This is a genomic window from Paenibacillus pectinilyticus (assembly GCF_001700435.1).
GTDB lineage: Bacteria > Bacillota > Bacilli > Paenibacillales > NBRC-103111 > Paenibacillus_E > Paenibacillus_E pectinilyticus.
The window spans coordinates 675,296-700,194 of record NZ_LYPC01000014.1; the positions used below are offsets into that span (position 1 = coordinate 675,296).

The 24,899-nt window shown below is 45.4% G+C and carries 15 protein-coding genes; 13 read left to right on the forward strand and 2 right to left on the reverse strand.

What is annotated here, in order from left to right:
* The first annotated feature begins 12 nt into the window (after positions 1–12).
* From A8709_RS10085 to A8709_RS10115, 7 genes are all read left to right on the forward strand, one after another.
* Positions 13–1,851 carry a sensor histidine kinase gene (locus A8709_RS10085; protein ID WP_065852227.1) on the forward strand — a complete coding sequence of 613 codons (1,839 nt, stop codon included), beginning with the start codon at positions 13–15 and terminating at the stop codon, positions 1,849–1,851.
* Complete coding sequence (locus A8709_RS10090) at positions 1,829–3,376, forward strand: response regulator (RefSeq protein WP_065852228.1); 1,548 nt, start codon at positions 1,829–1,831, stop codon at positions 3,374–3,376. The genes A8709_RS10085 and A8709_RS10090 overlap by 23 nt, the downstream gene beginning before the upstream one ends.
* 289 nt (positions 3,377–3,665) lie before the next feature.
* Entirely contained in the window at positions 3,666–6,452 is a 2,787-nt protein-coding gene (locus A8709_RS10095; protein ID WP_167357045.1) for a beta-galactosidase, read from the forward strand.
* An 18-nt stretch (positions 6,453–6,470) separates the two neighbouring features.
* On the forward strand, positions 6,471–7,445 hold the full coding sequence (locus A8709_RS10100) for an ABC transporter permease (RefSeq protein ID WP_065852230.1): 975 nt from the start codon (positions 6,471–6,473) through the stop codon (positions 7,443–7,445).
* 59 nt (positions 7,446–7,504) lie between these two features.
* Positions 7,505–8,401, forward strand: coding sequence for a carbohydrate ABC transporter permease (locus tag A8709_RS10105; protein WP_084224866.1), 897 nt, complete (start codon positions 7,505–7,507; stop codon positions 8,399–8,401).
* 38 nt (positions 8,402–8,439) lie between these two features.
* Positions 8,440–10,017: an ABC transporter substrate-binding protein gene (locus tag A8709_RS10110; RefSeq protein WP_065852232.1), complete on the forward strand. Its 1,578-nt coding sequence runs from the start codon at positions 8,440–8,442 to the stop codon at positions 10,015–10,017.
* A gap of 24 nt (positions 10,018–10,041) precedes the next feature.
* Positions 10,042–11,112, forward strand: coding sequence for a LacI family DNA-binding transcriptional regulator (locus tag A8709_RS10115; RefSeq protein ID WP_341833419.1), 1,071 nt, complete (start codon positions 10,042–10,044; stop codon positions 11,110–11,112).
* A 102-nt stretch (positions 11,113–11,214) separates the two neighbouring features.
* Here the strand turns inward: A8709_RS10115 and A8709_RS10120 are convergent, their stop codons facing one another.
* A complete protein-coding gene (locus A8709_RS10120; RefSeq protein WP_065852233.1) occupies positions 11,215–11,901 on the reverse strand; it encodes a response regulator transcription factor in 687 nt (228 codons plus the stop codon).
* Positions 11,902–11,936: 35 nt separating this feature from the next.
* On the reverse strand, positions 11,937–13,412 hold the full coding sequence (locus tag A8709_RS10125) for a sensor histidine kinase (protein ID WP_065852234.1): 1,476 nt from the start codon (positions 13,410–13,412) through the stop codon (positions 11,937–11,939).
* Between the two features lie 128 nt (positions 13,413–13,540).
* On the opposite strand from A8709_RS10125, the gene A8709_RS10130 reads away from it, so the two are divergent.
* From A8709_RS10130 to A8709_RS10155, 6 genes are all read left to right on the forward strand, one after another.
* Positions 13,541–14,857, forward strand: a complete 1,317-nt coding sequence (locus A8709_RS10130; protein WP_244163149.1) for an ABC transporter substrate-binding protein — start codon at positions 13,541–13,543, stop codon at positions 14,855–14,857.
* Positions 14,858–14,932: 75 nt separating this feature from the next.
* Positions 14,933–15,823: a carbohydrate ABC transporter permease gene (locus A8709_RS10135; protein WP_065852235.1), complete on the forward strand. Its 891-nt coding sequence runs from the start codon at positions 14,933–14,935 to the stop codon at positions 15,821–15,823.
* Between the two features lie 34 nt (positions 15,824–15,857).
* Positions 15,858–16,736, forward strand: a complete 879-nt coding sequence (locus A8709_RS10140; protein ID WP_084224799.1) for a carbohydrate ABC transporter permease — start codon at positions 15,858–15,860, stop codon at positions 16,734–16,736.
* A gap of 7 nt (positions 16,737–16,743) precedes the next feature.
* On the forward strand, positions 16,744–18,153 hold the full coding sequence (locus A8709_RS10145; protein WP_065852236.1) for a sulfatase family protein: 1,410 nt from the start codon (positions 16,744–16,746) through the stop codon (positions 18,151–18,153).
* A 48-nt stretch (positions 18,154–18,201) separates the two neighbouring features.
* Complete coding sequence (locus tag A8709_RS10150) at positions 18,202–19,332, forward strand: glycoside hydrolase family 88 protein (protein WP_065852237.1); 1,131 nt, start codon at positions 18,202–18,204, stop codon at positions 19,330–19,332.
* Between the two features lie 162 nt (positions 19,333–19,494).
* A complete protein-coding gene (locus A8709_RS10155; RefSeq protein WP_065852238.1) occupies positions 19,495–24,474 on the forward strand; it encodes a polysaccharide lyase family 8 super-sandwich domain-containing protein in 4,980 nt (1,659 codons plus the stop codon).
* Positions 24,475–24,899: the final 425 nt, after the last annotated feature.

The following is a 24,899-nucleotide window of genomic DNA, read 5'->3' on the forward strand; positions in this document are numbered from 1 at the left end:
GAGCGTTGACACATGGCAGCTACTCGGTGGAATCTAACAGATCGAATAAAAGATTTTCGCTTCCGGACCAAAATATTTCTGTCTAATATGATTCTCATTTTGTTTATTTCAACGGCAATAGGCGGAGTTGCGATCTATGCTTCTACCACTTTTATCGAGTCCAATACGAGAGATTTATCGATGCAGGTCATTCATCAGGTTTCCGATAATATTGAAAACCGAGCGAAGGAGATATTCACCTCTTCTGTTTATGTACTAAGTGACAGCAACATCCGTCAAATTGTAGCGGAGCAAGAGGAACAGGTCACTGCGGCTAATTATCCCGCATATCGCAGTCGCATGGAGTTCCTATTAGCTCAATATGGCAATGGCAATCCCTACCTGAATGCCATTATGATTCAAACAGCCAAGGGGCAGGTCTATTGGTGGGAGAATAAGAAGGGATTGGATCATACACTAAATCAGGATGATATTGCGCAGCTGACACGAAGTGGTGCGGCGTATTTAACACAGCATGGACTGGATATGGGCTGGTCTCCATCTTTGAGGAAGAGAAATGAAGTGCTGCTTGTCAGAGATTTTGTAGATCTGAGTCAAATTGACCGTAACTTAGGAACCATTGTGTTCAGTATCGATTCCGACTATTTCCTTTCTCTTGGACGTGGAAGCTCGCTCATTACATCTAACAATGTTGCCATATTGAATCCATTTAATGAATTGCTGGCAGGTGGCGGTGATTCGGGTACAGACAAATTAATCCTAAAAAGTGCAGACTACGTACTGGGTGAACAGGATTCATCGATGGCAACAGTCGAGAACGCCGGAACGGGCAAGCATTTATTCGTACAAGAGCGAACCCCGACATTGGGCTGGCGAGTTTTATGCTTTATTCCGATGTCGATCTTGCTATCGGATACACGTGTTTTGATCTTAGTTATCGTGCTCGTATCTTTTGTCGCAGTTCTTATCTCTACCGGGGTTGCTGTACAGCTGTCCAAATCGTCGACACGCAATATCAAAATTTTGGAACAGACAATGCGAAGGGTTGAGGATGGCAATTTTGACGTGAGGATTGTCCCGTTAGGTAAAGATGAAATCGGTATATTATCGGTGCGCTTTAATTTTATGCTTGCACGGATTAATGAGCTAATTAACACGGTGTATAAAGAACAGATTGCTAAACAGCAAGCAGAGTTTACCGTTCTGATGAGCCAGATTAATCCTCATTTTTTATATAACACGCTAGGTACAGTGAAATGGTATGCCCGCATGAATCAACAATTAGAAATTGAACGCATGGTCACTTCGGTGATCGATTTGCTTAAGTCCTCTGTTCGTCGTGTTGGTGAGTTCCATAGTCTGGAGCAAGAAATTAGCCAATTAAAGAATTATATTTATATACAAAAGATCGGGTATGGAGAGGCTTTTCAGGTGGATTACGAAGTGGAGGAGCAATGGCTCGATAGCGAGGTGCCCTATTTTATTTTGCAGCCGCTGGTTGAAAATGCGATCCTTCACGGAATCGAAATGTCCAAAGGCAATGGACGCATTCGTGTTGCCGCGAGTATGGTGGACAACCAGCTTCTCCTTACGATTGAGGACAATGGGACGGGGATGACCGAGGAACAAGCTGCTAATTTATTGATTACTGTGACCAGAAAAGAATCTGTTCCAGGTGTAACGAGTATAGGTATTCACAATGTAAATGAACGAATTCAGCTCTATTATGGGCAAAATTACGGACTGAGCTACGAAAGTGTTCTCGGCGTGGGAACGAAAGCAATCGTTCGGATTCCGCACCGCAAGTATCGTCAAAGGAGGAACGAGCATGTTGAACGCTATGATCGTTGAAGATAATGCGATATATCGATATGCGATTACATCTATTCTACGCTGGGAGGATTATGGTTTTCAAATCGTATGCGAAGCACTGAATGGCGTGCACGCACTTGATTTAATGCAGCATCAGCATGTCGATCTGATTATCACCGATATATCGATGCCAGAGATGAACGGAATTGAATTGATCCAACAGGTAAAACGTAAGAACGCGTCAATCAAAATTGTGGCGCTAAGCTCGTACGATGATTTCCGATTCGTCAAGGAGGCATTGAAGCTAGGGGCGGAGGACTATTTATTAAAACATGATCTCCAGCCAGAAAATCTTCAACAAATTTTAGAGCTGATGAAGGTCAAAATTGATGCGGATCATGAATTCCAGAAACAGGGCAGTATTCGGGAAGCGAACTTGCAAGAGATGCGGTGTCTGTTAGGTCGTAAACTTTTGCTTAATGAGATAAAGACAGTCAAGGAAATGGAAGATCATGCGATTGCCGTCCAGTTCCCTTTTGGCGGTGATCCCATTGTCGCGATGCTATTCGACGGTTATTACAATCACTCAGCCAATCTGCCATCTATCGAAGTGGAGCATGATCTTATCTCCATGGCGATTCCGATGACGAATCAAAGGACCGTGGTCATGACGTCTTTTACTCATGAAAAGAGTGAGCGAGCATGCATCGAGGAAGCATTACGTCAGGCTTCATTTGCGGTTAACCGTAGTAGCAAGGAGAACGGCACTTTGACAGTTGGCGTTAGTGCAGTCGGATATGGTTTAAAGGAGTGGTCGATGGTATACCGACAGGCTGAGAGCGCTCTTGAGCAAAAGGTATATGAAGGATCGGGACAAATCTATGCGTATTCAGCAAAAAGTGTGCAGGATAGGGTATCTATTCAAAGTAATTTTTCGATACAACCGCTTGCTGTTGCACTGAAAAGTGGTCAATTGACAGAAGCTGAGGCTCAAATTGAACTTTTATTCCAATATCTGCAGCAAAGGAAGCCCTCACTTTCTGAATTAAGAGGTCACCTGACAGAAGTTGCCATACTAATGAAAACGATAGGTCTCGAGCGAAGCCAGTTCTCGGATAACATGGAACACATCATGAAACAAATCATTCAAGACAGCGAGGAGCTTCCAGCGCTAGTTAAAATGAAACACCTTCTATTGGAGTTGCAACGTGGTATCTTAGAGCCTCGTACCTGGGAGAAAACAAAGATCCGAAAGGAAATTCAAGCAGCTATTTCCTATATAGAAGAGCATTGTACGGAAGATATTACGCTAGCCCAACTGGCGGAGGTACTCCATCTTAGTGGCAACTATTTATCAAATTTATTTAAAAGTGAGACAGGCATGCGCATTGTGGAGTATATGAATCGATGTCGGATTCACAAGGCCAAGCATCTGCTGAGGGATCCCTCACTGAAGGTATATGAAGTCGCAGAAAAAACAGGATTTCAAGAAGCTTCTTATTTTTGCAAAGTGTTTAAAGAGCTTGAAGGGAAAACAGTCAGAGAATTTAGAAGCGAGAAATAAGAAAAGTGATAGCTCTGATTCCAAATGAGAAGATAATTCTGTGGTTTGTATAAGAAATCTGTGAAATATGGAAGGAAAGATGCCGTGAATTCGAGTAGGATTCACGGTTTTTTGTTATGCTCGTCATCTGTAAATGTCTAAGTTTTGTTATATATTTTAATGTTTCGTTCAATGTAAGCGCATCCAATAAATCATATACTAATATCAATGAGACAACAGTTACACCTTCCTAGTGAATGAAATGGGTTTCATACATAGACATGTGCATGTAGATAAAGGAGGAAAAGACTTGCAATTATCGACAAGTAAAGAAGCAAACGTTCAATTATCACCTGAGGCGCTGCGTATACAAGGAGAATCGAAAATCATTCTGTGCGCTTCCCTATTTTACTTTCGTCTTCCTCGTGGACTATGGAAAGAGAGATTGCAGCAGGTAAAAGCATTCGGCTACAATGCCATCGATGTTTATTTTCCTTGGAATCACCATGAGATCGAGGAGGGCGTGTGGGATTTTACGGGTGAGAAAGATGTGGCGCATTTTCTGCAGGAAGCATCCGAAACGGGAGTATGGGTGATTGCGAGACCAGGCCCTTATATTTGCTCCGAGTGGGATGGTGGTGCTTTACCGGCCTACTTATTCGTCAAGGAGAACATGCGATTGCGAGACAATGATCCGTCTTACTTGCAGCATGTGGCCAGATGGTATGGTCAGATCCTGCCGATCATTCAGTCGTATGAGGAAGGAAAGGGAGGCTCTGTCATCGCGGTTCAACTGGAAAACGAGCTCGACTACTATCCTTGCTCAGATCCCCAAGGCTATATAGCTGCATTGAGAGAGATGGCTATGGAGCATGGAATAGGCGTTCCATTGATCGCCTGTGCAGGTCAAGGAGGTTTGCTTGAGGCAACAGGATTTGCTGAAGGCGTCGTGCCGACTTGTAACTTTTATCCGAATGACCGGGATCCTGCCTTTGAGGAGAAGGTTCTTTGCTACAGAGGAGAATTAGAACGGCGTGGTTATCCATTACTTGTCACGGAAACGAATCGTTCACACTTCTTGCTGCGAAGATTGTTATCAGCGGGAGCAAAGCTGCTCGGTCCTTATTTGCAAGCTTCAGGGACGAATTTTGGTTTCACGAATGCAGCGAATAACTGGGGAGATCCTGTTGCCTTCCTCACATCTGACTACGATTTCCATGGCATGATAACGCCAGAGGGACATATTCGGGAAGAAGCGTATGAAGGGAGATTGCTGCATAACGTTATCCAAACGTATGGAAGCACTTTGGCGGAAGCAACACCTGTTTCCAGCGCGACTGGTCCCTTTCGACTGGCATTAAAACAAGGCGGAGAGCTCGTATTCCTAGTGAATGTTCATGATCATGATGAATGCGTTTATATCGAAAATGGAAGGGAACAAGTTCCGACTCATACTACGCTCACTGCTGTTGCGGGACATTGCCCGATATTGCCACTTCAGGTTCCCTTACAGACATGGGGCATACCTGTGAATGGATTCCTGGATTATGCAACCGCCGAGCTCTTGCAAGTAAAGCAGTTATCAGATCGGACATTGTTCGTGTTTCATACCGATGGAGTAGGCGAAATCAGGTTCTCTTCGGACGCTGCTTTACAAATGGAAGTCGGTACCATGCAGGGTCATCAAGAAACCGATGATCAAGCTATCCTAATCTTTCAAGGTACTGAAATAGAAAAGAGAGCTAAGGTTCAACTCACTGATGATAATCTTATCGAAATCATCGGTATAAGCCGTGCAAGCGCTTTGCTTTTTGAAGGCATAGATGAGGTAGGCAATCTGAGCTTTGGCACACCACGGACGGCATCACAAGAAAGCCAAGTAGTTGATATCACTTGGAAGGCAAGTCAAGTGAATCCGGCGCTGTCCCTTGCTGATAACGAGATGAGTCTAGGAGAAGCGGCTAGCTATCTGGAAATGAATGGTGTGTACCGCGGTTTTGCTTGGTACAAAGCACAATTGGCTCACTCGCCAGCAGCTAACTATCAGGGTTTTATCGTCCAGCAGGCATGTGATATCGTCTCCCTCTATGCGGGTGAAACGTATCTAGGTACGGTAACGCCAGGTGGAGCAAGTCAATGGATACCGACTACTAGCAGCGTCTCACTGGATTCAGAACTTACTGCTCGTGTGGAAATATGGGGGCATACCAATTTCCATGACACTAATCTGCCTGCTCTGCATCTGAACAGTCTGAAAGGACTGACAGGTATTGTAGGGGTCACCTCGCAGCGTGATCTGAACCAAAATTGGCGATTCAAACTTATGCAGCAAGCGGATGATAAGGAGGAATACGCAAATACGAGCTTGGATGATCAGGAGTGGCCCATTGTAAGTATTGGTGGATGGTTATCTGCGGAACAGCCGGCACATCAGTGCTACCGTAAGAGAGTGAAACTGTCTGAAGAAGCAGATAGCTGGATCCTATATACGCCGGGCAATTTCACGTATGCCTATGCTTTTGTAAATGGTCATTCACTCGGTCAAATCAACCCGAACAATCCTTATCTGGATCTTACGCCTCATGTTAAAGCGGGAGAAAGCGCATTGTTAACTGTCTTTTTGGATAAAACCTATGTCGCGCTAAGTGGGCAAATCACCCTTTATGAGGGTATTTCAGCCACACGCTGGACGTTATCGGCTTGCCAGGAACAAGGCTTGCTGCAGCATGCCCAAACATCAAAGTTGTCCAGTCGAGCTATAGATGGAGGCATCACGCTGAAGTCTGGTGCAGTCTCTTGGCTTTATGGAGAGCTCAAGGACGATAATCAAGGATTAGGTTGGCGTGTGTATGCCAAAGGCAAAGATATGAAGCTGACTGTATTCTTTAACGGCCATTTGGTGGGCAGATTATGGACAGCAGGCGGGGCGAACAGACCTATCTTCCGTGGCGGCAGTGATGATTCCTTTTATTTACCAGGACCGTGGTTTCATGAACAAGAAGAGGGCAATGAACTTATGATTTTACTAGAAGCTGTAGCGAACGACGATGATGCTGTACTAGAGCCATTACAATTCGTACCCGTCTCCGCCAGTTAATTTGAAAGGAGTTTGCGTATGAAAACTGCCACCTCAACGAAGCAAATCGATGTTGTTTCACCGGCCGTCAGAAAGCGAGTAGCACCGTTTCGAAAATTGTGGTCATTTCGCACCTTATTGCTCATGTGTGCTCCTGCTGTGCTATTTTTCTTACTAATGTCGTATCTCCCGATGCCAGGGCTATATCTCGCTTTTATCAACTATAACTACTCGGCAGGTATCTTCGGGAGTGCCTTTGTTGGATTTGATAACTTCAAATTTTTAGTATCTTCAGGTGCGCTGTTGAAACTAACGACCAATACCATTCTCTATAATTTAGCTTTTATTTTAATAGGCAATACCCTTCAGATCGGCATAGCTATTCTACTCAATGAGCTCCGTAAAAAGTGGTTTAAGAAAATTACGCAATCGCTTATGTTTCTGCCATTTTTCATCTCATTCGTGCTGGTTGGCCTCATTGCGTATAACATCCTCAGCTACGATTTCGGTTTGCTGAACGGCATTCTAAAATCGATTGGTTGGGATCCCGTTAAAACCTATTCAAACCCAAGTATTTGGCCTTTCATCATTGTGATCACCTACTTGTGGCAGTCTACCGGCTACGGCTCGATCGTCTATTTCGCTGCCATTATGGGGTTAGACTCCGAGATCGTGGAAGCGGCAGAGATTGATGGTGCCAACGCTTTACAGCGTATTCGCTACATTGTTCTGCCTTGGCTTAAGCCGACTTTCATTATTTTGCTTCTGTTCTCAATGGGAGGCATTCTCCGTGGGAATTTCGGATTGTTCTATAACTTAGTTGGAGCCAATAATACGGCACTCTTCGATTCAACTGATATTATCGAGACGTTCGTATTCCGCTCTTTAATGAACAACTTTAATTTCTCTTTAGGAAGCGCTGTCAGTTTATATCAATCTGTTTTCGGATTCTTCATTGTCATAACAGCGAACTGGCTGGTTAAGAAGGCTTCGCCTGAGAATACCTTATTTTAAAAGAAATCTTGCATATTCAATCATGAATAGCTGAGGAGGGACATCCCGTGGAGCATGTTATCGCTCGCCAGAGGGGGACGGATTTAACGTCCGTGGCTATACGACTTTTCGGTTACTGCTTTATTGGTTTATTCGCACTATGCTGTTTAATCCCATTTCTTCTCGTACTAGGTACCTCGTTTACTTCAGAGAAATCAATTACGCTGCACGGTTATAATCTGTGGCCCAAAGAATTCAGTACGTTTGCTTATAAAATCGTGTTTGAGAACCCCGGCGTTATTATTGGCTCCTATAGTGTGACACTGGGGATAACGATTGTGGGAACAACCCTTGGTCTGTTTATCGTCGCGATGACAGGATATTCCTTGCAACGTCCAGACTTTCCGTATCGGAACCGGATATCCTTCTTCATCTACTTTACAACGTTGTTTCAAGGGGGAGTCGTCCCTTTTTACCTAATTATGACCCAATGGCTGCACCTTAAGGATAGTTATTTGGCGGTGCTGCTGCCCGGACTCATGAGTCCCTTCCTCATCATTATGATGAAAAGCTTCGTCACCTCGATTCCACATGCCATAACGGAGTCAGCGAAAATGGATGGCGCAGGCGATTTTAAAATCTTTACGAAACTAATCCTGCCTATGACGACCCCCGCTTTGGCTACGATTGGATTGTTTATTGCATTGGGCTACTGGAATGAATGGTATAATGCCATGCTCTTCCTTTCTCCAGATATGAAATATAGACCGCTTCAACTGTTTCTCTATAACGTTGTTACAAGTGCCGACTTTATCAAGAATTCATCGGTCTCCTCCAACGTACAGCCTAGGGATATGCCGCTCGAATCGATGAAAATGGCCACAGCTGTTGTTGCAACTGGCCCCGTTATCCTGTTTTATCCGTTGGTTCAGAAATATTTTATCCAAGGTATCACCGTTGGTGCTGTTAAAGGCTAACGTCAAGCATAGACCACAATAAATGGGGAGGCAATTCCATGGTAAAGAACATGAAAATGATTAGTATCGCACTCGCAGCAACGCTGGCAGTAGGTTTGACGGCATGTTCATCATCCAGCAGCACGTCTTCAAATTCATCAGCACCAGCAACAGCGGCAGGGGGTAAAATCGATACGTCTGAGTTTCAAACCATTTCTTATGTCATGTTGGGTGACAAACCGAAGAATGGTCAGTTCGAGAAAGTCATGGATAAAATCAATGTCCTTTTGAAGCAAAAGGTTAATGCGAAATTGGAAATCAAATGGGTAGAATGGGCAGATTGGCAAACAAAGTACAATTTATTACTAGCTTCGGGTGAGCCTGTTGATTTAATTACGGGTGCAACGGATTGGTTAGATACGTGGCAAAATTCGCAAAAAGGTGCTTTCATGGCGCTGGATAAGCTGCTGCCAACATACGCACCGATCACATGGAAAGAAGTGCCGACTGAGGATTGGGCCGAGACGAAATACAAAAATCAGATCATGTTGATCCCTGAAGATCACTATACACAATGGGTGAATCACGGTTTCATGTATCGCGGGGATTGGGCTAAGGAATTCGGCATCACCTCACCGATCACTGATTGGGCTACATTAGGCAAATACTTGCAAGGTGTCAAGGATAAGAAGCCAGGTGTTGTTCCTTGGGATACCAACGGTACTTCAGCAGGAAATATTGGCGGGTACATCAATTCCTACACAGATGCGATCGAGCTCCCAATCAGTACAGGGTTATTCTCATTAATCTACGGCAAATCGTATACGGATAAATATAAAGCGTATAGTCCATTTCTAGATAGTACGTTCGTTGATTTTGCTAAAATGATGAAGGACTGGGGAGATAAAGGCTTCTGGCGTGAGGATGTCCTGAACTATAAAGGGGATAATCGTGCTGAGATGGAAGCTGGCAAAGCCTCGGTAGACCAACATCATACACAAACTTATCTCGGCGAGCGCATCAAAATGGATAAGTTGCAACCAGGTTCAGATCTGCAGTTCTTCCCGTTCTCAGCGCCTAAGAACAATCTAGTTTCGATGTCAATTACACATGGCGGCACGTCTCTCGGCGCAAAAAGTAAGCATCCAGAACGCGCGTTGATGGTCTATGAGCTTATTCGTCAAGACCCTGAAATCTATCATTTGATGAACTATGGTCTTGAAGGCGTACAATATGTCGTGAAAGACGGCAAACGATTCCGTCCGGATGGTTACAATGTTCAAAGAGATGATTTCTACTCCGATTTCTGGGGTGGCCGTATCGATAAGAACGAAATTCCTAATGGGGAAGACTGGGTTGGAAAAGACAAATTATACGCTTCTTATGACAAGATCAAGAAAGCGTATCCCTACGGCCGATTTGTATTCGACAAAACGAACGTGAACAATGAATTGACAGCGATTACACAAGTAGTTGGATCCAAAGGACCTGCCATTATGTATGGTAAAGCGGGTGACCCTGTGAAAGCGGTAGAGGATTTCAGAGCGAGTTTGAAAGCTGCCGGCTTTGATAAAGTGATGGCGGAGGTTCAAAAACAACTAGATGAATTCAAGAAGTTGGTAGAAAGTTCGAAATAACGGCATGCACATATCGAAGGTCTGTTGAGAACAGGCCTTCGATCTTTCGCTTTTCATTTCGACGTAACGGAGAGTGAGCTCCTGGAAACCATTACAGTTTATGATATTGCTAGGGAAGCGAACGTTTCTGTTGCTACGGTTTCCCGAGTTCTCAATGATACAGCACCTGTACGAGCCTCTACTAGGCAGAAGATTATCGCCATTATTGAAAAACACAAGTTTCAACCAAATGCCTTAGCCCGTAGTTTAGTGAATAAGAAAACAGGCATGATTGGTGTATTGTTTCCTGATAGCAGCAATATGTTTTTCCCTGAGGTGTTTGGAGGGGCAGAGAAAGCTGCGCAAAAGCTAGGATATACGTTGTTTCTATGCAACACATTTAGCAATAGCCGTAGAGAATCGGAATATTTAACGCTACTGTGTGAAAGGCAAGTAGAAGGACTCCTCTTTATGGGTGGACGCATAAATTCACGTGATTGCTCTGATGCTCTCGTACAGGAATTAGAGAATATTCAGAAGAAAATCCCGATTGTGCTCATTAATGGCACGCTGCCGGGAAATCCATGTCATCGTGTGAAGACGGACGAATTTGCAGGGACGCAACTCATTATGCAGCATTTGATTGATCGCGGTCATCGCCGAATTGGTTTTTTGGGCGGAACTGCCGAAACCACAACAACGCTTGAAAAACTTCAAGCTTATCGACAGGTTTTAGCGGCGAATAATCTCACCTACCGCAAAGAATGGGTACGTCTGGGGGACTTCTCTATGTCATGCGGTCGTAAGTTGATGGAACAATGCATCGCCCTTTCTGAGCGGCCAACAGCTTACTTATGCATCAATGATTATGTGGCGATTGGAGCGATGAAAACGGCGATATCACACGGTATGAGAATTCCGGAGGACATGGCAATTGCGGGCTTCGACGACACCCAGCTGGCCTCAGCGATGAATCCAGAGTTGACGACGGTGTCACAGCATAGCGACCAGCTCGGCCAAGAGGCGATAATGATTCTATCTAAATTGATTCAGAAAGAAAAGGTGAAGAAACAGACGGTTTTATCTCCTGCACTCATCATAAGGCAAAGTACATAAGGAGAGGAAACATGGATAAGATCCCCTTCAAGCAAACGCCCAGAAATAACCTTAGGATAGCATAAGGTTTTCTCTGGACGTCACTTGGAGGGGTTTTTTTTCTCATAGCTTCTTCATAACCTCAAAAATGCGCAAATCGTTAATCGTTTGGATAACAGTTACCGAATCAGGCATTTGAAACTTCTTTAGAATGGAGTTGATTTGCTTCTTGATCGTTTCATACTCGACGCAGCGCTCCTCGGCAATTTGCTTCCGTTTCTTACCTTCGCATAGCAGCCTCAGAACCTGCAATTCACTGGGCGTAAGCTCCGAAATGATTTGAATAATATTCAGCAGGGAGCTTTCAGCTCGCTTCACACGTGCAAATTCTTCGCGAATCTTCTCGGCGATCATGGGGCGGATCGGTGATACGTTCATGTAGGCAGATCGCACAGCTTCCATGATTTCGGCGTCAGCAGCGTTTTTAAGCAAATAGTCGGTGATTCCCGTCTGGAAGGCTGCGAAAATAAAGTTTTCATCCTTGTGTACGGTGAGCACGATGATTTTCATTAGCGGGTACTTCTCGTTAATTAATTTCGCCGCTTGAATGCCTGCAAACTGGGATTCCATCTCGATATCCATGAGAATCACATCCGGTTGATGCAGCGCTGCTTGTATAACCGCATCGTGACCCGATGAAGCTCGTGCTACGCAGGCAAAATCATCCTGTTTGGCGAATGTTCTTTCCAGCCTTCTAAGGTGGGCTTCCATGTCATCAGCGATGAGAATTCGAATTGGTTGTTGGGTCATTAGGCAGGGTCCCCTTTCGTCAGCTGTCCATTCTTTTAGATAATCGGCAGGAACACGGTAAAAGTCGTTCCGAAGTCTTTCTTGCTTTCTACGACAATCTTGCCATCGTGGCCTATAATGATTTTATGACAGTAGGACAAGCCAATTCCCCAGTTGTTAACCGAAGCCTTCGTCGTGAAAAAAGGATCGAAAATCGCCTCCAGATGCTCTTCGGGAACGCCAGGGCCGTTATCAGAAATCCGGATAAGTGCCCAGCCATTCTGCTGACTCCGTTCGACCACGATGCGGCCGTCATCCCGAAACTGCAAGGATTCACTGGCATTGAGGAGCAGGTTATAGATGGTTTCAGTCAGATGGCCCGAATCAATATAGCAATTAGCGGGTACCGTGCCAGGTGAATAGTCTATTTGACAGCCGATGGCTTGTTCGCTTAACCGAGCAATGGCTTGCTCTACGGGAAGATCGATAGACATCGGTTGGAGATTCAGGCTCATGTGTTTTAATTTATCGGCGGCATCGTTAATACTAGTAAGTGCCGACTGCGATGAGTGTAAGATGAGGTCAAGACTATATAGGGATTCGCTGTCCGCTTGATGGCGTTCTTTGAGATAAGCAGCTTCGGACTGAATGCCGATCAAATGATTCTTGAGCGCATGGGTAAATGCCCGCGTTCCGAGAGTTGCCGTATCAATGCTTTTATTAATTTGAATATCGCGATTTTTGCGATAATTCTCAATCGAATTAAATTTGTAAACCAAGTAAATCATAAGTATTAAGGTTAAATAAATGGCAAATGGAAACACAGGAAGCAAGATCGACTGATAGCCAAGCGGAGGCTGCAGGTAGTTGAAGTATCCTTTCAAATACGTTTCTTTGACCAATACTTTCGGGGCCCATGAGAAAATAAAGAGATGGATCACGACGAGTGGAATAAAGAGCAGCACATGATACAGCGTCAAATTTTTGATAAACCTAATTTTCGGATAATTCAAATAATAGTTGATGAGCACGCCAAAAGCAACAAAAAGAATGAGAAAGCGAAAGCTCATTAAGGCAATTTCAATTGTGTTCAAGACCTGCAGGCTGTTGATCCAATTGCTTAGTGTGATATGAAAAGCGGGATCATAATAGGCTGTCTCGATGATAAAAAAGAAAGCGATGCCGCCATAAGCGAGTCGCAGCTTCGAAAGACTGAGACTGCGGGTGAAGGCAATGGCAAAGCCAAGCAGCGAGCAGTAGAAGAGACCTACGCCGACGTTTAACATACGAATGAGCCAGTTTGGATTGAATTTGGTTAAAACCAAATAGTTCCATGTGCCAGGACTGAAATCAAAAAAGCCGTTAATGACATTGTAGTAGTAATTGAATTTACTTAAGTATAACGTGAAGGCTACGAAAGAAAGCACCCAGCCGATGATGATGCCGTACATGAAGCGGGTTGAGGCATGATTTAGCTTTTTATACGTGAACAATATGGTGAAAATAAGCAGGACTAGCGTAACGAACAGCATGGGATCACTTCCTTCTCATCCGCCAAAAGGGGGAATAAAACATTCATCTGTCAGACTCCTTGGTATCTCCGTATAATTCAAATTAAGAAAGCGCAAACAAATCATAACAAAAAAAGGGTGAGTGTCCAATGAAAAAAAGTTTGAAGCTTGGTGTGACTGGCACATTGCTGATGGGATTGCTGGCAGGATGCGGCTCCACTGGGACAACAACGGGAGATAAAAGTACAACTTCTCCAGATGCCAAAGCAGCGCAAGTCAATTTGAAAGCAACCGTACTTCCGGACGATTTGGAAACGTTTAAAACCGCGTATGCTGAATTTAGCAAAGAGAACCCGAATATTCAAGTGCAATTTGATACAATTCCACAAGCACAATACTACGAAAAGCTTCGTATGCAGCTGTCCTCCGGTGAAGATATGGATTTATTCGGCGGGACGATGGACGTATTCTTAGATACGGGTATTTTAGAGCCGTTAGATGATTATGTCAAAAAAGCAAACGTAGATGTCTCCGGCTATGGCCCGTTGTACGATGCGTTAAAAGTGAACGATAAAGTATACGGACTTCCTTATCGGAAATCCAACTGGATGCTGTTCTACAACAAAACATTGTTCGACCAAGCTGGCGTTGCTTATCCGAAAGCGGATATGACATGGAACGATTTCCGTGAACTGGCGAAGAAAATGACAAAGGGCGATGGCGCTTCGAAAATTTACGGGGCATTCGTACACCCGTGGGCACAAACGTGGTATATGCAAGGCGTTCAAACGGGCGCTTCAATCATCGATAAAGATTTGTCCGTATTTAAGAAGGGGCTTCAATTCCGTATGGACATGGAGAAAGACGGTTCAATTATGGGCTGGGCAGAGCAAATTACAACGTCCGCTCATTATAATTCCGCTTTCCAAAAAGGAAATGTAGCGATGAACTTGATCGGGGACTGGCACGTGGCACAGCTTAGACAGGCAGAAGCGGAGAAGAAAATTAGTTTTGATTGGGATGTTGTCCCTATTCCGCATCCAGATGGCGTAGCTGCTAACACAAGCTTGGCGACACCGGTATCTTTAATGGTTAGTAAAAACTCCAAACACAAAGAAGAAGCGTTCAAAGTGGTTCAATTCATGACCGGTGTGAAGGGCGCGAAACAATTTGCCGCAAAAGGCTTCCTCACAGGGTTTATCAATGATGAAATTCGCAAGACGTACATTGGCGACGGCAGTCTAAAGCCGAAAAACATTCATTATTTCGTAGAACAAAAAGAATATCCTGAATATCCATTGCTGCCTGGTGTGAAAAACATTTTGGTCAACAGTGTCTACAAGCAAGAAGGCGAAATGGCGTTGACAGGCGCTCAAACTGTCGATCAGGCGATTCAAAAGATCGGTCAGCGTGTTGCTTCTGAATGGGCAGATAAGTATGCCAAGGATTACAAATCAGGTAAGTAATAAGGAATAGAACAGAAACAGTCGGGCTTCGCCGAATGAAGGTGGGGCTCGATTGCTTCAATAGGGGTGAGGAAGATGAAGGTTTCAAGCAAAGCATTACGACGTAGTCGGTTGACAGGGTATACATTTTTGCTTCCCAATATACTTGGATTTTTAATTTTCATTTGCTTGCCGGTGTGTGCTTCTTTCCTTATGAGCTTTACAGAGTGGAATGGGTTTGGCGAAATTAAATTTGCCGGATTATCGAATTATACGCACTTATGGCAGGATGAAACGTTCCGGATTTCTTTGCTCAACAGTTTAATTATGACAGCTGTCTCCGTACCTGTGACACTGATCCTTGCAATTTTGGCAGCAGTCGCCCTCAATAAAGGTTTGAGAGGCGTTAAAATATTCCGAACGGCAGTTTTCCTGCCGCACATTACCGCAACAATCGCCGTAGCCGTCGTATGGCAGCTGCTATATAACCCAACAATGGGGCCGATCAACGGGTTGCTCAGAAGCCTAGGCATCGATAATCCGCCCATGTGGTTGGCTTCGACGCACTGGGCACTTATTTCCGTGATCATCGTCAGCATCTGGCATTCCATCGGTTACTACATGGTTCTATATCTAGCTGGCTTGCAGGGGATTCCGAAGGATCTGTATGAAGCAGCTGAAATTGATGGGGCTGGCAAAGTCTCGCAATTCCGCAATATTACGCTGCCCATGCTGTCGCCTGTCATTTTCTTTACCGTGATTATGGGGATCATCAATTCGTTCAAAGTATTCGACTTGGTGTTCGTCTTGACCAAAGGAGGGCCAGGTCGCTCTACGCACATGCTGGTTTATGACATTTACTATACGGCCTTCCAACGTTTTGAATATGGCTATGCGTCTGCGATGGCTTATGTGTTATTCACGATCATTCTCATTATTACCTTGATTCAATTTAGAGGACAAAAACGTTGGGTGAACTATTCCTAACGAGCTTATCGGGTTAGAGAAAGGAGAAGCCAGCATGAGTATGCAAATAGAATCAAGCCAGGTCACCATGAAGCTGCCGAGGCGTCCTCAGTTTGGCGCAGTAGTCAAAAAAACGGTGTTATATGTCATCGTCACAGTCGTTGCTATGTCCATGGTTGTTCCTTTCCTCTGGATGCTTTCAGCATCCGTCAAGTCCGAGGCGGAAATCTTCAGCTTCCCGATTCAGTGGATACCGAGTCACTTCTACTGGTCGAATTACAGCAAGGTATGGACACAGCTTCCTTTCTTCACCTATTACTTGAATACGATCAAAATTGCTGTGCTTACGACATTGCTGCAAATTATTACATGTTCCACGGCGGCGTACGCGTTTGCCAAAGTGAAATTTCCTGAACGGGATAAACTGTTCTTCCTCTATGTGGCGACGATGATGGTACCCTATCAGGTCATGATGATTCCGCAGTTCATGTTAATGAAGAAAATCGGGTTAATCGATTCGCATTGGGCTTTGATTCTTCTAGGTGCTTTTAGTCCATTCGGCGTGTTTTTATTCAGACAGTTTTTCATGTCCATTCCGGAAGAACTCTCGGAAGCTGCAAGAATTGATGGCCTTAGTGAGTTCGGGATCTATTCGCGGGTTATCCTACCGTTGATTCGGCCGGCGATTGCCAGTCTGACGATTTTTACATTCATGCATGCGTGGAACGATTTCCTTGGTCCGTTAATCTACTTGAATTCGGATAAATTGTTTACACTCCAGCTCGGCATGCAGCATTTCCAATCGGAGCATGCGACGGAGTACGGCCCGTTAATGGCAGCAGCCGTTTGCGCCATTATTCCAACTATTCTGATTTACTTTATGGCCCAAGACCATTTCGTCGAAGGGATATCCGCAGGAGCGGTTAAAGGGTGAGTCGATGATGAAACCAAATGTGATTTATATTTTTGCTGATCAATGGCGAAAGCAAGCTGTTGGGTTTACTGGCGAAGATCCAGTTATCACACCGAACATCGACAAATTTGCGCAGGAGAGCCTGGTGTTTAACCATGCGCTCTCTTGTACACCACTATGCTCGCCGCACCGGGCAGCCCTCATGACAGGCAAGTATCCGCAATCGACGGGGGTCTATACGAACTGCAAGAACGGGGCAGACGTCATGCTAAGTCCCGAAGAGGTATGTATCGGGGACGCACTGAAAGCAGCAGGGTATCAAACGGGATATATTGGCAAATGGCATCTAGATTTACCTGAGCAGAATGGGTGCCCGGAACCTGAGTCTGGCGCACGCGAGTGGGATGCGTTCACACCGCCAGGATTGAAACGGCACGGCTTTGATTTCTGGTATTCCTACGGTGCGTATGATCATCATCTGAAGCCGCATTATTGGAGAGACACGCCGGAGATGATCCAAGTTGATCAATGGTCTTTGGAGCATGAGACCGATGTGGCACTAGACTTTATCCGGGCAAAATCGAACGAACAAACGGAGCCATTTGCCTTATTCGTCTCTTGGAATCCGCCTCACAGTCCCTTTGAGCTTGTACCGGAACGCTACAAGGAACTCTACAACGGTCGTGAGCTGAACTTACGTCCGAATGTGAGCTCGGAGCAGCTTGCCGCACATACGGGAGAACCTTTTGAGAGCGGGGATGAGGCGCTGCTTCGGTATACCCGGGATTATTTCGCTGCGGTGTCCGGCATGGACGAACAATTCGGCCGGATTTGGCAGGAGGTTCAGGAACTCGGGCTTGCCGAGAACACACTGCTTGTGCTCTCGTCGGATCATGGTGAACTTATGGGTTCACACGGCCTCATGGCGAAGCACTCCTGGCACGAGGAATCCATTGCGATTCCTTGTTTGATGAACTGGCAAGGCACCATTGGGCCGGGCAGCACGGACGTGCTTTTTAATAGTGTGGATATTATGCCTACCTTACTCGGGCTTGCCGGTGTTCCAGTTCCTTCCTCGGTAGAAGGGCTCGATCTGTCCGGTACTCTTCTCGGAACGAGCCATACCGAAAATTCGTCTGCCTTTATTTGCGCCTTCCCAGGGAGAAAGGACGCGATTGAGCAATTCGCCTCCGCTGGTATAGATAATAGGAAATACGGCTGGCGGGGAATCCGCACAAAGCTGTATACCTATGTCGTCCATAAAGGCTATGTGCCCGGCGCAGAAGTGCAGCGCTTATTTTATGAGCATGAGAAGGACCCGTATCAGCTTAATCCTGTGGTGTTGAAAGAAAGGCCAACGACGGAGCTTCTGATATCATTAGAGGCAGAACTGCAAAGCTGGTTAGATCGCACAAAGGATTCGTTTGAATTAGCGTAGGGGTTGGACTAGCGATCAGGAAACGGATAAACAGAGAGGATGACAGCGATGTGGCGCGAGGCCATTGAAGATGCAATCGGCAAAATTCGCCGGAATTTGGAAGAGCACTCAGGTACTTTTCCACATATTACGAATGAGAAGCGTTATGCATGGTCGGAGAATGAAGATTGGATTGAGGGGTTTTATACTGGACTTACCTGGTTGAGCTATGAATATAGTCGAGATACGTATTTCCTGGAACAAGCGCAGGAGCAAATTGTGGATTTCAAACAGCGGTTAGAAGCCAAAGTATGCTTAGAGCATCACGATATCGGCTTCTTGTATGGGCTATCCGCATTAGCCGGATGGATCGTGGAGAAGGACGAGAGCGCACGGGATCTTGCGCTGCAAGCGGCGGACCATTTGCTGGGCAGGTGGCGTGAGCAAGGCGGCTTTTTGCAAGCCTGGGGTCCGGAAAACGATGAGAAGAATGGCGGACGGATCATTATTGATTGCTTGCTGAATTTGCCATTGCTTTATTGGGCTTCTGAAGTGACTGGCCAACCTAGATATGCCGAAATTGCATATAAGCAGGCTGAGTTGTCCAGACGGTATCTCGTGCGTGGCGATGATTCTTCGTATCATACATTCTATTTTGATAAAGCGACAGGTGAGCCACTTGGTGGGGGGACCCATCAAGGGTATACTGATGGCTCGACTTGGACGCGTGGTCAGGCATGGGGCATCTACGGCTTCGCCCTTTCTTACCGGTACACGAAGGATCCGGCCTTCCTGCAAACGGCCAAGCGGTTGTTAAGCTATTTCCTTGAACATTTACCAGCAGATCATGTCGCGTATTGGGACTTCAACGTTCCGATTAAAGCGAATACAAGTCGCGACAGCTCGGCATCGGCGATTACGGCCTGCGGCATGCTGGAGCTGCTAGATCTCATTCCGCAAGAGGATGCAGACTGCAGTTGGATTCAGCAGGGACTGGAACAAACCATGCAGGCCTTAGTGAGCAAGTATGCCACCATTGGCGAAGAGGCGGAAGGCTTACTGAAGCATGGCTCCTATCATGTTAGAGGCAATAATGGCTTGGATGACTATATGATTTGGGGCGATTATTACTATTTGGAAGCCTTACTGCGGATGGAACGAGGGATTCCTGGTTACTGGTATGAACGGAAGACACCATAATCGTACTTCATAAGAAAAAGCAGCTAGTTAAAGAAGGGCGCACAGTTTAGATCATGTACGTTCTTCTTTTTAATCTAGGAGGCATGTGATGAATGATACGATCAGAATGAGGTATGTCATCAGAAACGTGAAATCCAAAAACATGAATGCTGGAGGTAGATGATGGGAAGGTCATTTAAGAAATGCTTAGCTCGTGTAATGGTGTTTGCAATAGGCATCTCGTTGGGGTTACCAGCAATTGGCGGGCTGCCACCCGTAGAAGCTGCTGCAACCGTGCACGTAAATGTGACTTATGATGAAACGACAACGGCGAAAGATACGAAGTTATACAATGGGACCACTTACAATGGTACGATCGGGGGAGCATGGGGGATTTATAACTCAGCTACCAATACAGATTATGTCATGATGGCCAAAGAACCTTCGCGAAGCGACTATAGTCTCAAGATCGTGTCCAATGCAACAAACATAAATACCGGCAGAAATAATTTGGGTGGATCCGTAGCAGGAAATACGGGTATTTCGGGTAATCTGGTGTTCGAAGCATCCCTCTATATGAATAGTACCCAGCATCGCAGGGACATTCAATTCAGGAGCTTAAACGCACCAGTTCCAGCCACGGCAACTACGAATGTCTCTGTCATTTCTTTTGATAACACGGGGAAAATAAGAGATGCGAACAACCTGGTGTTGGCCAATTATGAGGCTAATACGTGGTACCGTTTGAAACTATTTGTTGATAACGCTTCCAAAAAAGTGAGATATTTTGCCAATGATCAATTTCTAGGCGAATCCTCTCTCCCGGCGGCATGGCTGAATATCCGACATATCTATTTGTATCAATATTTTAAAAGCGGCATTCAGGGCGAGTGGTTCGTGGACGATCTCAAACTCTCGGATTATGTACCTGTGTCAGGTCTAACGACCTCACTTGATACGCTTGAATTAGCAGAGACGACCAGCTCCACCATTATGGCAGGTACGCTGCCTGCAGATGCTTCTGATCAACGATTTGTATGGTCTGTAGATGACCCTACGGTTGCAACCGTTACCTATGGCGTGATTAGCGCATTGAAGGAAGGCCATACGTCTGTTTCTGTGAGTACATATGAAGGCGCATTCACAAAGATAATTCCGATAACTGTCGTCAAGCCTGTCCTTCTTACAAATATTAGCTTACCCTCTCAGGCATCGTTAGTAGAAGGGAAAACTCTTCCGCTGCAAGTTGGATTCCAGCCAGCAAACGCAACGAACAAAAAGTTGATCTGGCATTCATCCGATACCCATATCGCAACCGTAGATACGAATGGGGTCGTAACTGGTATTCATGAAGGCCTTACAACGATTACGGCTGCCTCTGAGTTAAATGGGGCCCTTTCAAGCCAAACTTCGGTGACCGTCACGCCATTCATTCCTCTTACGAGTGTAAGTTTTACGAATGCGCCATTACAAATGACCAACTATGATACGCTGCAATTGGAAGCCGTCGTTGAACCGGCCAACGCAACCGACCAGCTGCTGACTTGGCAATCGAGTAATCCCAGCGTTCTTCGGGTTGATCAGAATGGGCAGGCCAAGGCTTTGAAATTAGGCACGGCCATCATCACCGCAAGTTCGTCTAATGGTAAGATGGCATCTGCGACGATTGAAGTTAAGGCTCCCGTGCTGAAGGATCCGGAAGAATACGATAAGATTCGCATTCGTTGGAAGGAAACGCTGACGGGCAAAGATTCTTTAGATATATCGAACAGTGGGATCAAAAGCAGAATTGATGACAACGCAGCAAAAGCCCAATTGTATTGGGATAACCTGCAAATGAATGGCGCCAGTACGACGTTATGGTCAGATATCGCGTCTTCCACCTCAGATTCGACATTTGTGCTGGATCACTATGTGCGCTTGAAAGTGATGGCACTGGCTTACGCAACGAAGGGGTCAATTCTCTATAACAACCCTGCGTTAAAGACTGATATTCTTGGGGCTCTGGATTGGATGTTAGATCATTTATACACGAACACAGGAGTAGAATTCGGTAATTGGTGGAACTGGGATATCGGCGCCCCCAATCGTTTAGCGGATATTTTAATCCTCATGTATGACGGCTTGACGCCAGAGCAAATTGCCAGAAATGCGGCAAGCATTGATCATTACATTGGAGATATTAGTTGGCCTACTTTTACACAAGTGGGGGCCAATCGTTCCGATATTATGTTAATTGAAACGAGGTTGGGTCTTGTTGAGAAAAATTATGATCGTCTTATCCATGCACGTGATGGACTGACACCTCTTTTTGATTATGTGACCACGGGCGATGGTTTCTATGAGGATGGTTCATTTATTCAGCATAATACGGTTGCTTACACAGGCAGTTATGGTGAAGTGCTTATTAGTGGGATGGGGAATTTGCTCCTGTTATTGAACGGCAGCACTTGGCAGCCTGTTGTTCCTGAGATTGAGCATGTCTATCGCTGGATTCAGGAAGGTTATGCTCCCGTCATGTACAAAGGGCAGATCCTAGATATGACACGTGGGCGGGCAATCGTTAGGAAAGGCTTAGATGCCTATGGATCGGCGCTAAATATCGTCATGGGGATGTCCCGTATTGCACAAACGGCTTCCGAGGAGAGGGCTTCCTATTTAAAAAGCTTCATTAAATATCATTTCCAGTATCTCTTGGCAAGAGGGGTGACGTACGATCAACTTCCGTTGGATTTATCGGAGACAATCAAAGAATGGATGGAAGATCCAGCGATTCAACCTATCGCCCAACTGCCGGAACACTTTGAAATGAATGCAATGGCTCGCAGCATACATGTCGGCAATGGCTATCTATTTGGTGTTAGCAAAAGCTCTAAACGAATAGCAACCTATGAGTTAACGAATGGTGAAAATGCGAAAGGCTGGTATACCGGTGACGGCATGACCTATCTGTATAATAACGATTTATCGCAATATACGGATAATTATTGGCCCACCCTTAACTGGTATCGTTTACCAGGTACCACTGTCGTTGTGAGACCCAGAACTTCGGACCAGTACCAATATGGCGATGGGGAATCGGCTCCTGCAAACGCTTGGGCTGGCGGCGCGGTGTTAGGCAGCTATGGTGTGACTGGCATGAATTTAATCCAGAATGGTACACAGTTGAAAGCGAATAAGTCATGGTTTACTTTTGACAATGAAATCGTTGCATTGGGTTCTGATCTTACAAGTACGGATAATAAGACCGTAGAGACAATCGTCGAGCAGCGCAAGCTTACGGAAAGTAATACGAATGACCTATATGTAAATGGTGAATTGAAGAACGGATACTTTGGAGAAGAAACCTTGGAGCATCCGGAATGGGTTCATTTGCAAGGAAACGTAGCTGGTGCCGATATCGGCTATGTCTTTCCTGAAACGCAATCCCTTAAACTGATGCGTGCGCAGCAAGAAGGCCGATATTCAGATACGAGTCTCAGTAATCCACCGGCGTCAACGGTACCAACGGAGCTCTTAACGAATAATTTTTTGACGATGTGGTTTGATCATGGCACGAATCCTAGCGGTGATACGTATCAATATGCGATCCTGCCGAATGCAAGTAAGTCTGAAACGGCTACCTATGCTTCGTCTCCAGATTATACGGTTTTGGCTAATTCGGCCGATGTTCAAGCGGTTCGTGAGAACAAGCTAGGGATGACCGGCTTCAATTTCTGGAAGGATAAAGTGACTTCTGTTAGCGGCTTAACGTCTAATAGCAAGGCGTCCATCATGATGAAAGGGAACCCGTATTCGGGCGTTTATGAGATCGCAGTTGCTGATCCGACGTTGGAGAATCAAGGTTTTATTGAAATGGAGCTAGATAAATCCGCTCAAACTGTGATTAGCAAGGATGATCGAATAGAGATTCAACAGCTTACCCCAACATTGAAATTAAAAGTAAATGTCAAAGATACGATGGGGAAATCGCAGCTTGTAGCGATACAAATGGTACCAGAGCTTGGTCCAGGTCCCGAACCTGAAGTACCAACTGGGGAGGAACCGGCAAAGCCAGAAACAACGGTACCGACAAATATCGTCACAGTGAAAGACGGCAAAGCTACGGTTGAAATGGGCCATGGCCAGGATACGGTCTCGGTGCCAACGGAGCAGATTCCGATTGTGCCTTTAGAAGTTCGCGGAGAGGCAGCTCAGCTTACCATTCTGCCTGGAGTAATCAAGGCGCTCAAGGAGAAAGTCGAGGGCGATGTCCATAAAACAACACTTGATATTCGTACGCGGCCAATATCTAGCAATTCTCTTAGTACTATTGATCCTACTGTTGATGTAAATCTAGCAAGTCAAGCAATTGAATTTGAATTAAGCATACGCTCTGCGGAGGGCAAGACGTGGTCCTTAGACACGCTTCAATCAGGCGTTGAAATGGTTGTGCCGTTTGATCCTACAGGCAAGGATCCGGAACTGCTTGGCGTTTATAGATATGATGAAGCAAACGGAAAATGGGAATACCAAGGTGGTGAAATGAATCTGACTTCTAAAGAAGCTACATTCACGCCGCATCAACCGGGTATTTACGCAGTGTTAGCGTATCACAAAATGTTCAAAGATGTGCCCGAAACGCATTGGGCTTCACGAGCGATACAGGTCTTATCTGCGAAGCATATCATTGAGGGAATGAAGTTGGATGAGTTTAACCCCAATGGGAAAACCACTAGAGCTCAGTTTACTGCGTTGTTGGTGCGTGCTTTGCATGTAGAGAAGTCAGCGAAATTAACCTCGAAATTCGAAGACGTGCAGCAAGAAGCTTGGTATGCTCAAGATGTGGCCGCAGCAAGTCGAGCCGGTCTGATCTCGGGAGTTACGGAACAGTCATTTGATCCGAATGCTGAAATGACTCGTGAACAAATGGCGATCCTCTTAGTTAGAGCTTATGAGTATGTAAATGGCAGTTACTCGTCAACTAAGCATAACCTTGAAGATTTTATAGATCAAAGTGAAGTTTCCACATGGGCGCTAGCAAATATGAACAAAGCGATTGAATTAGGCATTATTTCTGGCAGCTCGAACGAGCGCCTCGACCCATCTTCCACTGCTTTGCGCATGGAGACTGCTGAAGCGTTGTACAACTTTCTTGGGTTGAAAAAGGTCATTTCCTCATAAGCGAGGACTAAGGTGGTGGCCCCAAAGTAGATTGCATTACTTTTTAGAGCAGCTATATTCTTTTGAGAGCAATACGCACTCGCCGTGGGCTTATCGCATGAATAATCGTGAGGTCTGAAGCAGTAGGCACGCTAGGAGTGCTTATTCGGCAAGTATTGTGCTCAAATGGAACCTCATGCGACCAATACGCACTCGCCGTGGGCTTATCTCACGAATAATCGTGAGATCTGATGCAATAGGCACGCTTGGATTCCTAATTCGGCAAGTACTCGATGAAACGAGGCTATCTCTAAGGTCTAACAAGACCAAAGAGATAGATTTTTTTAATTTATAATAGCCAGAAACAAAGGAGATAATCGCTTTTGCCCCGATCGCAATTCTGTATGACTTTTGGGCCAGCCTCTTATGATCATATGTGTGAGAAA